This is a genomic window from Actinoplanes solisilvae (genome assembly GCF_003999975.1).
In the GTDB taxonomy this organism is placed as follows: Bacteria; Actinomycetota; Actinomycetes; order Mycobacteriales; family Micromonosporaceae; genus Actinoplanes; species Actinoplanes solisilvae.
Genome location: NZ_RJAC01000006.1, coordinates 162,799 through 175,257, shown reverse-complemented (window position 1 = coordinate 175,257; position 12,459 = coordinate 162,799). Strand labels below are relative to the sequence as shown.

The 12,459-nt window shown below is 68.8% G+C and carries 11 protein-coding genes; 2 read left to right on the top strand and 9 right to left on the bottom strand.

Annotated features, from left to right (window positions below):
• Positions 1 to 42: 42 nt before the first annotated feature.
• The 7 genes from EER30_RS18505 to EER30_RS18475 all read right to left on the bottom strand — a co-directional run bounded on the left by EER30_RS18505 (position 43) and on the right by EER30_RS18475 (position 8,035).
• Positions 43 to 510 carry a nuclear transport factor 2 family protein gene (locus EER30_RS18505; protein ID WP_127501731.1) on the bottom strand — a complete coding sequence of 156 codons (468 nt, stop codon included), beginning with the start codon at positions 508 to 510 and terminating at the stop codon, positions 43 to 45.
• A 386-nt stretch (positions 511 to 896) separates the two neighbouring features.
• On the bottom strand, positions 897 to 3,629 hold the full coding sequence (locus tag EER30_RS18500; RefSeq protein ID WP_127501730.1) for a putative bifunctional diguanylate cyclase/phosphodiesterase: 2,733 nt from the start codon (positions 3,627 to 3,629) through the stop codon (positions 897 to 899).
• Between the two features lie 110 nt (positions 3,630 to 3,739).
• Positions 3,740 to 5,782, bottom strand: coding sequence for an NAD(+) synthase (locus EER30_RS18495; protein ID WP_127501729.1), 2,043 nt, complete (start codon positions 5,780 to 5,782; stop codon positions 3,740 to 3,742).
• A gap of 97 nt (positions 5,783 to 5,879) precedes the next feature.
• On the bottom strand, positions 5,880 to 6,086 hold the full coding sequence (locus EER30_RS18490) for a hypothetical protein (protein ID WP_127501728.1): 207 nt from the start codon (positions 6,084 to 6,086) through the stop codon (positions 5,880 to 5,882).
• Positions 6,073 to 6,417, bottom strand: coding sequence for a hypothetical protein (locus EER30_RS18485; protein ID WP_127501727.1), 345 nt, complete (start codon positions 6,415 to 6,417; stop codon positions 6,073 to 6,075). The genes EER30_RS18490 and EER30_RS18485 overlap by 14 nt, the downstream gene beginning before the upstream one ends.
• Positions 6,418 to 6,471: 54 nt before the next feature.
• Positions 6,472 to 7,671, bottom strand: a complete 1,200-nt coding sequence (locus EER30_RS18480; RefSeq protein WP_240670124.1) for a caspase, EACC1-associated type — start codon at positions 7,669 to 7,671, stop codon at positions 6,472 to 6,474.
• Positions 7,661 to 8,035 (bottom strand): effector-associated constant component EACC1, encoded by a 375-nt coding sequence (locus EER30_RS18475; RefSeq protein WP_127501725.1) that lies wholly within the window; start codon positions 8,033 to 8,035, stop codon positions 7,661 to 7,663. Before EER30_RS18475 ends, EER30_RS18480 begins: the two co-directional genes overlap by 11 nt.
• Before the next feature lie 146 nt (positions 8,036 to 8,181).
• On the opposite strand from EER30_RS18475, the gene EER30_RS18470 reads away from it, so the two are divergent.
• Both EER30_RS18470 and EER30_RS18465 read left to right on the top strand, forming a co-directional pair.
• Positions 8,182 to 8,955: a VOC family protein gene (locus EER30_RS18470; protein ID WP_164842373.1), complete on the top strand. Its 774-nt coding sequence runs from the start codon at positions 8,182 to 8,184 to the stop codon at positions 8,953 to 8,955.
• A gap of 170 nt (positions 8,956 to 9,125) precedes the next feature.
• The gene (locus tag EER30_RS18465; RefSeq protein WP_127501723.1) at positions 9,126 to 10,316 is read left to right on the top strand and encodes an MFS transporter; all 1,191 of its coding nucleotides are present in this window, start codon (positions 9,126 to 9,128) and stop codon (positions 10,314 to 10,316) included.
• On the opposite strand, the gene cobF is transcribed toward EER30_RS18465, so the two are convergent.
• Together cobF and dinB are read right to left on the bottom strand one after the other, a co-directional pair.
• On the bottom strand, positions 10,289 to 11,041 hold the full coding sequence (cobF, locus tag EER30_RS18460) for a precorrin-6A synthase (deacetylating) (protein WP_127501722.1): 753 nt from the start codon (positions 11,039 to 11,041) through the stop codon (positions 10,289 to 10,291). The two genes, EER30_RS18465 and cobF, sit on opposite strands and share 28 nt — an antisense overlap.
• Positions 11,042 to 11,265: 224 nt before the next feature.
• Positions 11,266 to 12,459 carry a DNA polymerase IV gene (gene dinB, locus EER30_RS18455; protein ID WP_127501721.1) on the bottom strand — a complete coding sequence of 398 codons (1,194 nt, stop codon included), beginning with the start codon at positions 12,457 to 12,459 and terminating at the stop codon, positions 11,266 to 11,268.

Below are 12,459 nucleotides of genomic sequence, written 5' to 3'. Positions count from 1 at the left end.
AATCCATGAGCGTCGGCAGCGCGCAGGGCGGCGGGCGTGAATTCACGCATCGGGCTGTGTTCTCGATGGGGGTGCTTCTTGCGGACGGAGTGCGGCCAGAAGGCTGTCGAGTTGACCCCAAGCCCGCGCGCTGGCGACGTGGTCGATGTAGTCGCGGGACTCAACGATGAGCCCATCGCGGATGCGCATCACGAAGACGCATGGCACCGTGAATTCCTCACCTGTCTCGGCGACCCGCCCCCGATAGGCAAACTCGGCGACGATCACCTCCGGGTCCGCGGTTTCATGAATCGTCACGTCGACCGGCTTACGATTCAGCGTCCGGGCGACCGGAGGCGGCGCGGTGAAGTGCTCGTGCAGTTCGCTGCGGCTACGCAGTGCCGGCGGGCTGAGTGGGTGGAACGGATGCGTGACATGGGTTTGTTCGGCGTACAGGTCGGCCAAGTCTTCGTACGGACCGTCGCAGACACCGTTCACCAGTCGGAGGAAAGTTTCGCGTGGGCTGCTCATGCCGGGCTCCCGCCAGATCGATCGATGTCATTACGGAACGCTGATGACTACATCCGAGGATGGCTCGCACCCCGTCGGCAGCACATTGTCCTCGGAGATCCGGACGCGGGACGCCCGGTGAGCGTCTTCCCTTGTAGTCGGTAGTCCGCTGCGCTGCCGTCGGCTTCCCGCAGTCGAACTTGCGGATCCTCCGGTCGGTCTTTGTGTGATCTGGCCTTCACCCGTGAGCGGGCCTCGGGCCACCGGCTTTCCGCTGCTCCTGCCGGTCAGGTGGTGGACGAGGGCCACAGGCGGCGGTTACGGGCCGGCGGCGGAGGCACTCACGCTGCTCGACATCTACGCGAGCCGGTCGGCGACCACGCCCAGATCAGTGACCATGAAAGGCGTCATGCCGGACCCCCGGCGGTGGTCAGCGGGCGCAGCAGCTCGCCGGCCTGGGCGGCCGGTACCGGGCGCGAGAAGTAGTAGCCCTGCGCGAAGTGGCACCCCATCTCGCGCAGCGCCGAGAGCTGTCCGAACTCCTCGATCCCTTCGGCCACGGTGTCCATGCCGAGGCTCTTGCCGAGCTGCACGATGGTGTCGGCGAGCGCGGTGTCGTCGGTCAGGGCACCGAGCCGCTCCACGAACGAACGGTCGATCTTGAGGGTGTCGACCGGGAAGCGCCGCAGCTGGGCCAGCGACGAGTAGCCGGTGCCGAAGTCGTCGATGGCCAGGGTCACGCCGAGCGCCTTGAGCCGCAGGAGCTGCTCGAGGTTGTCGTCGGTGTCGGTCATCAGCACGCTCTCGGTCATCTCGAGGCAGAGCTGGTCGGCCGGCATGCCGGTCTCGGCGAGGATGCCGGCGACCACCTCGACCAGGTCGGCCCGGTCGAACTGGCGGACCGACACGTTGACCGCCATCTTGACGGGCCGGCCGGCGCCGGAACCGCTCCACTCGACGGCCTGACGGCACGCCTCGCGCAGCACCCAGCGGCCGATCGGCACGATGAGCCCGGTGGCCTCGGCGATCGGGATGAACTCGGCCGGCGGGATGAGCCCGCGCGACGGGTGGTTCCAGCGGGCCAGGGCCTCGAAGCCGATGACCTCGCTGCTGGCCAGGTCGATGGTCGGCTGGTAGTGCAGTTCGAGCTGGTCGCGCTCCAGGGCCAGGCGCAGGTCGGCCTCGAGCTCGAGCCGCTCGACCAGGCCCGACAGCATCTCGGGGTCGTAGCTGGCGTAGCCGCTGCCGCCGGCCGACTTGGCCTTGTACATGGCCAGGTCGGCGTTGCGCATGAGCTGCTCGGCACCGTCGCCGTCGCCGGCCCGGGCGAGCAGGTCGGCCCCGGCCAGGCCGATGCTGGCCTGCACGTGGATGTCGCGGCTGTCGCTGCCGAACGGCTCCTCGAGCACCTCGATGATGCGCGCGGCGACCTGCTCGGCGTCGTCGCCGCCGAGCTCCGAGGTGATGAGCACGGCGAACTCGTCGCCGCCGAAACGGGCCACCACGTCGCCCTCGCGCACCGAGGCGCGCAGCCGGTCGGCCACCTGCACCAGCAGCTGGTCGCCGGCCAGGTGCCCGAGGCTGTCGTTGACCTCCTTGAACCCGTCGAGGTCGAGGAAGAGCACGGTCACCTGGCCGCCGTCGGGCCGGTCGCGCAGCGCCGCGGCGACCCGCTCACGGAACAGCGCGCGGTTGGCCAGCTGGGTGAGCGCGTCGTGGTAGGCCTCGTGCACGAGCTGGTCCTGCAACTCCTTGCGCTCGCTGATGTCGCGGGTGTTGAGCACCAGCCCGGCCACGTTGGGGTCGCTGAGCAGGTTGGTGATGGTGAGCTCGGCCTGCCGCAGGCGGCCGTCGCGGTGCCGGACGGTCAGCTCCAGCACCGTGGTGGCGTACGGGTGCCCGGCGACCTGCCGCAACGCCTGAGCCAGGCGGATGCCCGACTCGGGGTCGAGCAGCTTGGTGAGGCGACGGCCGGCGAGGGCCCGCGCCTGGTAGCCGAAGACGCGCTGCGCCGACTCGCTCTGGTAGAGCACGTCGGCCTCGGGGCTGACCACGGTGACGACGTCGGAGCTGTGCTGCACCAGGGCGTGGAACCGCTGCTCGCTGGCGAACAGTTCGGCCGTGCGAGCCTCGACCCGGGCTTCGAGCGTACGGGTGAGGTTGCGGTTCTCGCGCAGGGTCAGAAGCTGACGCGCGACGATCAGCAAGATCAAGACAGAGCGCGTGTACGCCACCACGGGGTTGGAGTGGCCGGTCGTGGCATACCAGATGACCGACGTGAACAGGGCCGCGAGCACAGCCACGTACGGGAGGAGGATGCCGACCGGTTGCCCGGTGTCGACCTCGGTCGTCTCCTCGGCACCGCGCGCGGGCATCAGGGCGGCCACCAGGATGAGCGAGAAGCCGGTGAACCAGCCGATGTCGGTGACCCCGCCGGAGTTGTAGCTGCCGAGCAGGTTGAGGTAGGCGTAGCCGATGTCGGAGACCGCGAACGCCGCGATGCCGGCGCCGACGAGGGCGAGCTGGGCGAAGGCCCGTCCATCGCGCCGCTGCTGCGCGAGCATGTAGAGCACCATCGTGACGATGACGACGTCGCCGAGCGGGTAGGTCAGGCTGACGCAGAGCGCGAGCGTCGAACTGGTCGCCGAGTCGAGCAGCGGCTGCACCACGAAGATCCAGGCCATCAGTACGAGCGAGGCGGCCACCATCAGGCCGTCGATGACGCTGCGGGCCCGGTTGGCCAGGGTCTGCGCGCGGCTGGGCAGCACGAGCAGGCCGATCGGGGCGAGCACGACCATGCCGAGATAGCCGAGGTCGGCCGGGGACGGGAACGGCACCTGGTCGCCGCGGAACGTCTCGAGGTAGAGCCACGTGCCCTGACCGAGACCCCAGCTGAGCACGCCGAGACCGATCAGGGCCCAGCCTCCGCGGCGGCGTCCGCTGAACCGCCGGGAACGCCACAGGCAGGCAGCGGCGGCCGCGAGCGCGGCGAAGCACAGACCGAAGTTCGAGACGGCCTGGGCGAGGGCGGCGCCGCCGGCCCCGGTGCCCAGCACGAAGGCGAACGCGGCGACGAACGCGCCCGCGAGCAGGCAGAGGCGATACCCCCCCGTCGGGCGCTCTTCGGTGCTGGCTGCCATAGGTGTCTCCGGTCCGCCACGGCCACCCGGAGTGGGCGGTCGAGCCGATAGATCGGAGCATTCGACCCCACCTTGAGGCCTTCGGCTGGTTGCTTTCGGGTACTTCGGCCCTAGTTCTTCTCCCAGGCGTTCACCGAGTCCCAGCGCTCGAGGTCGCGCAGCCAGGCGTTGGCGTTGCCGTCGGAGGGGGCGCGCCAGTCGCCGCGCGGGGAGAGCGATCCGCCCGCTGACACCTTCGGGCCGTTCGGCATCGCGGAACGCTTGAACTGGGCGAACGCGAAGAACCGGCGGCAGAAGGTCTCGAGCCAGTGGCGAATCTCCGGGAGGTCGTACGCGATGCGCTTGGGCTCGGGGAAGTTCGGCGGCCACGCCCCGCCGGTCGCGTCGTGCCACGCGTGCCAGGCCAGGAAGCCGATCTTCGACGGGCGCATGCCGTAGCGGAGCACGTGGAACAGGGCGAAATCGTGCAGGGCGTACGGGCCGATCGTGCTCTCGGTCGACTGAAGCTGCTCGCCCGGCACCAGCTCGGGGCTGATCTCGGTGTCGAGCACCGCGCTGAGCACGTCGCCGACCTCGTCGTCGAACAGCCTGCTCGACACGACCCAGCGGATCAGGTGTTGCATGAGGGTCTTGGGTACGCCCCCATTGACGTTGTAGTGGCTCATCTGATCGCCGACGCCGTAGGTGCACCAGCCCAGCGCCAGCTCGGACAGGTCGCCCGTGCCCAGCACGATCCCGCCGCGCTGGTTGGCCAGGCGGAACAGATAGTCGGTGCGCAGCCCGGCCTGCACGTTCTCGAACGTGACGTCGTACACGGGCTCGCCCGAGGCGAAGGGGTGATCCATCTCCGACAGCATCAACTTGGCGGTCGCCGTGATGTCGAGCTCGGCCGAGGTCACGCCCAGCGCCTGCATCAGTCGCAGAGCGTTGTCCTTGGTGTTCGCGCTGGTGGCGAAGCCCGGCATGGTGAAGCCCAGGATGTCGCTGCGCGGCCGGCCGGCCCGGTCCATCGCCTGCGCGGCCACCAGCAGAGCGTGCGTCGAGTCGAGCCCGCCCGAGACCCCGATGACGACCTTGGGGTTCCCGATCGCGCCGAGCCGCTGCTGCAGACCCGCGACCTGAATGTTGTACGCCTCGTAGCAGTCCAACGCGAGCCGCTGGACGTCGGCCGGCACGAAGGGGAACCGCTCGACCCGGCGCCGCAGGCCGAGGTCTTCGTCAGGGGCGTTCAACTGCCACCGTACGGTCCGGAAGCCGCTCGTCCGGGCGGCATGGGTGCGCCGGTTGTCGTCGAAACTGCCCATCCGCAGCCGTTCCTGACGCAACAGGTCGAGGTCGACGTCGGCGATCGCCATGCGGTCGTCGATCGGGAACCGGTCGGTCTCGGCCAGCAGACTCCCGTTCTCGTAGATCATCGTCTGCCCGTCCCACGACAGGTCGGTGCTCGACTCGCCCAGACCCGCGGCGGCATAGAGGTACGCGGCCAGGCAGCGCGCCGACGCCGACTTGCACAGCAGCCGGCGGTCCTCCGCCCGCCCGACGGTGATCGGGCTGCCGGAGAGGTTGAGCAGCACGGTCGCCCCGGCCAGGGCCGCCTCGGCGCTGGGTGGGATCGGCACCCACATGTCCTCGCAGATCTCGACGTGCACGACGAGGCCCGGAATGTCCTCGGCGGCGAAGAGCAGGTCGGTGCCGAACGGGATGTCGTTCCGGTAGAAACCGCCACGCTCGTCGTCACCGGCCGCGATCTGGCGCTTCTCGTAGAACTCACGGTAGTTCGGCAGGTACGACTTGGGCGCGATGCCGAGGATCCGGCCCCGGTGGATGACGACCGCGCAGTTGTAGACCCGGTTGCGGTGGCGCAGCGGGGCGCCGATGACCAGCAGCGGCATCAGGTCGGTCGAGCCGGTCACCACGGTGGCCAGGGCAGTCTCGACGTCGTCGAGCAGGACGTCCTGCATGAGCAGGTCCTCGATCGAATAGCCGCAGAGGCCCAACTCGGGGAAGAGCGCCACGGAGACGCCCTGGTCGGAGCATTCGCGGGCCAGGCGAAGAATCGCGGCGGCGTTCGCGGCCGGATCGGCGATGACGGCGTGGTTGGTGCACGCGGCAACCCGCGCGAACCCGTGCTGATAGATCGACCGGAAGTTCACAGCCCCATCATTCCCCGCGCCCCCGACGAAATCTTCCGGACCCTGGCGGCCGCGCCCGGGTGCCCGTCGGGGCGGGTGGGGGTTCTGGGGGCGTTCGTCAGTAACTTGCGCCGACGATGTGCCGCAGATCTCGCGACAGCGATGACAGATGCGCGGCCGTGTTCCTGGTCTGTACCGCGTCGGCTTCGGTCTTGCGGGTGATCCGGGCGGCTTCGCCGGCGGCGATGGTGATCTGTTCGACCGCGGAGGTCTGCTGCTCGGCGGACAGCTTGATCTCGTGGCCGGCGTCGTCAGCCGCCGACAACAGCGCGGCGACACGCCGAAGCGACGCTTTCCGCCTCGGACACCTCGCTGAGCAGGCGGAGTGCTCTCGGATCCTGAACCTCCGCGCGAAGATCCGCGGACTTGGCGAGGAACTGCTGGCGGTCGACGGCGAGGGCCGTCAGAAATTCCTGTGAACCGTTGAGCAGATACGCTCGGTAGTGTTCGATGCGTCGTTCGATGGAGATACTGAGTTCCAGGCTGTCGGACAGTTGCTGGGTTCCCAACGCCACCACCACATCCTTGCTGCGGATGACCGTGATCACGGTGGCGATCGACGCGACCCCGACAAGCACCGTCAGCGCGACGATCACGGTGAAACCACCGACGAGGCGCCGCCTGAAGCTTTTCTGGGCGTCACCCGACGCTCAGTCGGCGGTGACACGATAGATCCCTCTGTTCAGCAGCGGATCTTTCCTGAGCTCGACCGTGATCTCATCGGCGATGTCCCACCCGCCCGACCCCACGAAATTCGCTTGGCTTTCCGCCAGGCATTGGGCGAGAAGCTGTACCACCGAGAAATAGGACGAGAAGTCGTCGCCCGACAGGCTCACCGTGTAACGGTGTGGCACCCATCTGTCCCCGTCGGCCGAGACGACGATCCGCGCGGCTTCACGCTGCAGCCGGTTCATGACGTCATGGAAGTCGATGGTGCCCGAGACGTGGGGGCCGACGATCCGGCGGAGCGAGGATTCGAAGCGGGCCCAAACGGGCTCTTCGATTCGCCTCGGCCGCACCGGCACGGAGATGAAGCGCTCCAGCGGATATTGGAGGCGTTGCGGGCTTTGGCCGGCGTCGTCGGTCAGGTCGACGACGGCTCGTGTGACATTGCCGAAGAGCCGGTTGCGGGCGATCGAAAGTTTGTCGATGGTTTTGGTGCCGGATCTCTGCGGTTCCGGAAGGTTCTCGCTGAGGAGGCTGGTGCGCAGGCGTAGATAAATTTCATCCAGGGTCCAGAACTCGGGACCTTCGGGGTCACCGTCGTTCAGAAGACTCAGAAGCCGGCCGGTGAAAGCGGTGTACCGCTCTCCGGGAATGACCAAAGCCTCGCGGTTCGCGGGTGCGGCGGTCAGGGTGAAGGTCCCGGAGATACTGACCTTGTCGAGAATTCCCGCCATCGTCGCCGACAGCGGCTCGCCGATCGCCCGTCCGCTGTAGCAGCAGTCCAGGATGACCAGGCGGCGTCGCGCCCGGGTGTCGGTGCAGAACTCTTTGACGTCCTCGAAGTCAAGGGCCGAGAGATTGAGCCACTGGTGGTCGGTGTCGGCGAGGGCCAGGTAGAGCGCGCCGCGCTTGCTCACGAGGCCGTGCCCGGCGTAGTAGACGACCAGGAGGTCAGTGGCCGCTCGACTTGCGACGTGCAGCGCCTTGCCCACTTCGCGGGCATCGGCGTTCGCCGACACGACAGTGCAGTGCGAGGTTGGCAGGCTCAATCCGTGGGCGCCGGTCAGGAGACTCGCCATGCCGGCAACGCTGTCGCCGATCGCGGGATAGTTCGACAGGGAGTCGGATACGAAAGATCCGGATCCGATCAGGACAGCCCGTGACGATGCCGGGTCAGGAAGCACTGATTTCGTGCTCGCCTTCTGTGCGGTCGGCAAAAGCTTCGCTGATCAGCCTTTCTGGATCCTTCACGCGTTTGGCGTCGATGACCACGGACCGGCCCGCTCCGTCACGAATCTCTATCCGCACGTCGGCATTGCGCGGCTGGCTGAGCCAAACCCCCAGGGACGCGGCCAGGACCGACAGCGTCCCTCCGCTGCCCACCGCGACGAGCAGCGCATCCGTCGTCCACGAGAGCACACCCGGATTATTGGCAGTTGGCAAGGGAGTGACCAAACCCGTCAACTCCGGCTCGTAGCTGAGCCAATCTCGCAGGCTCCCCATCATTTCGATGCTCTCGTCCGCGGAGACGGACAGCGTGATTTCCATGACTTCGCCTCCACGAGAACGTGATCCTTTTGTCTCAACGAGGCACGCCGATGCCGGTGACGATCACGGCCACCGAAGTGGCCGAACTCGCAGGGAGTCCGATCGGCCTTGACCCTCACTCGGGTCAGGCTCGCAGAATCGGCGTTGTGAAAGAAGATCGATGGCAGATCGGACAGTTCGCCGAGCTGGTCGGGCTCAGCGTTCCGCAACTGCGACGGTACGACCGGCTGCGGCTGCTCGAGCCGGACGGGCGCGAAGAACAGTCCGGATACCGCTATTACACGCGTGGGCAGACCGGCGCGGCGCGGGTGATCGCGTTGCTCCGGTCGTTGGACATGCCCATCGCCGACGTTCGCCGCGTGCTGGCCGGCGCCGACGAAACCGAGCGGCGCCGGATGTTCCTCGAGCATCGCGCGCGGCTGGAGGCCCGCCTCGACGAAGTCCGCCGCCTGCTGGAGGCCGTGGACGCGCTGACCAAGGAGGACACGATGACCACAGACCCCACGACCTGGCTGCATATGATGCCCCGGCTGCCCGTCACCGACCTGGACCGTTCGATCGCCTACTACCAGGACGCGCTCGGTTTCCGCCTGGCCTGGCGCACCGCCGACGACAGCCTCGCCGCCCTGGCCAGCGGGGAGATCGAGATGCTGCTGCTCGTACCCTGGGCGGGCGACGAGCCGCCCAGGGCCCAAGAGTCGTACGTGTACGTCGAGGATCCCGACGCCCTGTGCGCCGAGTATCGCCAGGCCGGCGCCGACATCGTCGACCCCGTCGCTTCCCGCCCCTACGGCATGCGGGACTTCGTCGTCGAAGACCCGGACGGGCACCGCTTCACTCTCGGCCGCGGCGAGCAGCGGCTGTACGAGGTCGCCGGCCACTACGGCCTGACCCCCGAGACGATCTCCAGGGGCAAATAGGGTTTGACAGCACCGGTCGATGATCATCAGCATGGCCGCATGACAACTCGGGGCGGCATCGCTGAATCGACCGGTGCTGTGCGCCGACTGCCGGGCCCCCGATGACCCTGTAAGAGCAGCAGCGCACCTCCTGGCACCGGGAAAGCCGAGTCTTCCCGGAGCGATCACGCATGTCCCCGTACGGTCTCTATCTGCTCCTCTGCGGTGTCGGCTCGTTCGCCGCCAAGACCGCGTTCACCCTCAACCTGATCTATCAGGCGACGGTCGTCGGGCTGTCGCCGCTTCAGCTCGTGCTGGTCGGCACCCTGATGGAGGCTGTCTGCTTCGTCGCGCAGGTGCCGACCGGTGTCATCGCCGACCGCTACAGCCGTCGCCTGTCGGTGGTCGTCGGCTATCTGCTGATGGGCGCGGGCCTGCTCGTCTGGGGTCTGCTGCCCACCTACGCCGCGATCCTCGTCGCCAACGTGATCTGGGCGATCGGCGCGGTCTGCGTCGACGGCGCCGAGGAGGCGTGGGCCTCCAGCGAGATCGATCAAGAGCAAGTGACCAAGGCCTTTGTACGCGGGGGTCAGCTCGCCCAGGCCGGGACGCTGCTCGGCATCGGCGCCGCGGTCGCCCTCACCGCCGTCGAGCCGGCCCTGCCCATCGTAGTCGGCGCCGTCCTCACCCTGGCCCTCGGTGTTCTGCTGGCCGCAGTGATGACGGAGAACAACTGGACCCCGGCAACGAGAAAGGGCGGCGTGCGGCTCAGTGGTGTCCTGGTCGCCATCGTCGGCGGCACCCTGTTCGCCGGCATGAGCAGCGAGGGCTTCGACCGTCTGAGCCAGCCCTTCCTGCTGCCGCTGCTCGGCGACCACCCCGTCGAGCTGGTCTTCGGCGCCCTGGCCGCGTTCGCCGCGCTCGGGTCCATCGTGGTCACCGGCCTGGCCGGGCGGTGGATCGACGTCGTACGGCCGCAGCGGATCGGCCGCGTCCTGGCGGTGGTGCAGGCGGCCACCGCCGTCGGCATGATCGCTCTAGGCCTGAGTAATCACTGGTGGACGGCGGTCGGTCTCTACCTGGGCGTACGCCTCCTGCGCGACTCCGCCGCACCGATCCTGAACATATGGCTCGTCTCGGCGACCGAACCCGGTTCCCGGGCCACCGTTTTCTCGATCGTGGCCCAGGCCGATGCCCTCGGCCAGGTCGCCGGTGGCCCGCCGGCCGGCGTGGTGGCGCAGCGCGGTGCGATCGGCTCGGGCATCTCGGTCGCCGGCCTGTTCGTGCTGCCCGCGGTCGTGCTCTACGCCCTGGCCGCTCGAGTCAAGCCGGCGGCCGCCGTGCGGGACGCGAGTCAGGCCGGTGGCCTCCGCAGCAGATAGGTGTCCATGATCCAGCCGTGCCGTTCGCGGGCCTCGGTGCGAGCCGCGACGATCTCGTCGCCCACGTCGGCCACGCGACCCGAGCGCAGGATCTCGTCGGGCGTCCCCACATAGGCGCCCCAGAAGATCTCCGCCTCGGGGTAGGAGGTGAAGGCCTGCTGGGCGTCGAGCATGACGACCACGTCGTCGACGCCGTCCGGCCAGCCCTGGGCCAGTCGCCGGCCGGTCGTCACCTCGTACGGCCGGCCGACCCGGTTCAGCGGCGTGCGGTGCTTGGCGGCGAGCGCCGACACGCTGCTGATGCCGGGGATCACCTCGTACTCGAAGCTGATCTCACCCCGGGCGAGGATCTCGTCGAGGATCGCGATCGACGAGTCGTAGAGGGTCGGGTCGCCCCACACCAGGAAGGACCCGGTCTCGTCCTCGCGGAGATGTTCGACCAGCATCTCCTCGATGGCCAGCGCGCGCCGGTGCCGCCAGTCGACGACGGTGCCCTCGTAGTCGGCCGGCGTACGGTCGCGGTCGGGGTCGGGCAGCGAGACCATGCGGCGGGTCGGCTTCGAGTAGCCGCGGATGATCCGCTCCCGCAGGTCGATCATGCTGGCCTTGATCTCGCCCTTGTCGAGCAGGAAGAAGACGTCGGTACGCCCGATCGCCTTGGCCGCTTGCAGGGTGAGGTGGTCCGGGTCGCCCGCGCCGATCCCGATCAGACTGATCTTCCGCACCCGCACCAGTGTGCCCGAGCCCTTGAAGCGCACGGCAGAGCGGGTCACTCGAAGCAGTTCTGGCTTTTCACGACGAGCTGAAGGTAGCTGCAACCCCCCACCAGAACCGAAACCGTACGTCGCATCGTCTTCCCTTTCCCCCCGCTGTTTTTGTTTCGTACGACCGTTGTGATGCGCTCGGCGGGGCTTCAGTTCTGGCTTTCAGGTCACGGAAAGATAACGGGTCAGTCGGGGAGGATCGGGACGGATGGCCCGAGCTCGCGGCCGATCGTGGCCGCGCGGGTCAGCGACGTCGAGCCGAAGCGGTCGCGGACGGCGTCCATGGCCACGTCGAGCCGCTCGTCGCTCGCGGCGTCGAAGAGCGAGAGCTGCACGTGTCCGTCGCCGTCGAGGTTGGTCACCGCAACCCCGACCAAGGTCAGTCCACGTACGGCGATCAGATCGTGGGCCTCGTGCAGCAGGTCGCGGGCGGTCGTGGCGATCGTGCGGGTCTGCATCGTGGCCTTGAGCAGAGACCGCGAGCGGGTGGCCCGGCCGAAGTCGTCGAACCGCAGGCGCACCGTGACCGTGCGGCCGGCCCGGTGGGCGCCGCGCATGCGCCGGGTCACGCGGTCGACCAGGGCGTCGAGCGTGGCCTCGATCTCGGTGAACGGGCGCGGGCGGCGGCCCAGGGCCGACTGGGCGCCGATCGAGCCGCGGCGGTGCCCGACCCGCACGCGCCGGGGGTCGCGGTTGTGGGCGAGGTTGTGCAGGTGGCGCCCGGCGCCGGGCCCGAGCATCGCCACCAGCGCGGCCTCGCCGACCCGGGCCACGTCGCCGACCGTGTCGATGCGGCGTTCGCGCAGTTTGCCGGAGGTGACCGGGCCGACGCCCCAGAGCCGCTCGACGGGCAGCGGGTGCAGGAAGGCCAGCTCGCCCCCGGCCGGCACTTCGAGCAGGCCGTCGGGCTTGCCGACCGCGCTGGCCACCTTGGCCAGGAACTTCGTGCCGGCGATGCCGACCGTGATCGGCAGGCCGACGCGTTCGCGCACCTCGGCCCGCAGGCGGGCGGCGATCTCGCGCGGGGTGCCGCTGACCCGCAGCAGGCCGCTCACGTCGAGGAACGCCTCGTCGATCGAGATGCCCTCGACCAGGGGCGTCGTGTCGCGGAAGATCTCGAAGACGGCCTTGCTGGCGGTCGAGTAGGCCTTCATGCGCGGGGGCACGACGATCGCGTCGGGGCACAGCGCCCGGGCCCGGCCGAGTGCCATCGGGGTGCGTACGCCCCGGGCCTTGGCCTCGTAGCTCGCGGCGAGCACGACACCGCCCCCGACCAGCACGGGCCGGCCACGCAGCCCGGGGTCGTCACGCTGCTCGACCGACGCGTAGAAGGCGTCGAGGTCGGCGTGCAGGATGGCCACGTCGCCACTATAGAACAC

What these genes read in the sequence shown, in the direction of transcription:
- EER30_RS18465 (WP_127501723.1), top strand. Translation starts at nt 9,126, where the DNA reads ATGTCCCCGTACGGTCTCTATCTGCTCCTCTGCGGTGTCGGCTCGTTC.
- EER30_RS18505 (WP_127501731.1), bottom strand. Translation starts at nt 510, where the DNA reads ATGAGCAGCCCACGCGAAACTTTCCTCCGACTGGTGAACGGTGTCTGC.
- EER30_RS18500 (WP_127501730.1), bottom strand. Translation starts at nt 3,629, where the DNA reads ATGGCAGCCAGCACCGAAGAGCGCCCGACGGGGGGGTATCGCCTCTGC.
- EER30_RS18475 (WP_127501725.1), bottom strand. Translation starts at nt 8,035, where the DNA reads ATGGAAATCACGCTGTCCGTCTCCGCGGACGAGAGCATCGAAATGATG.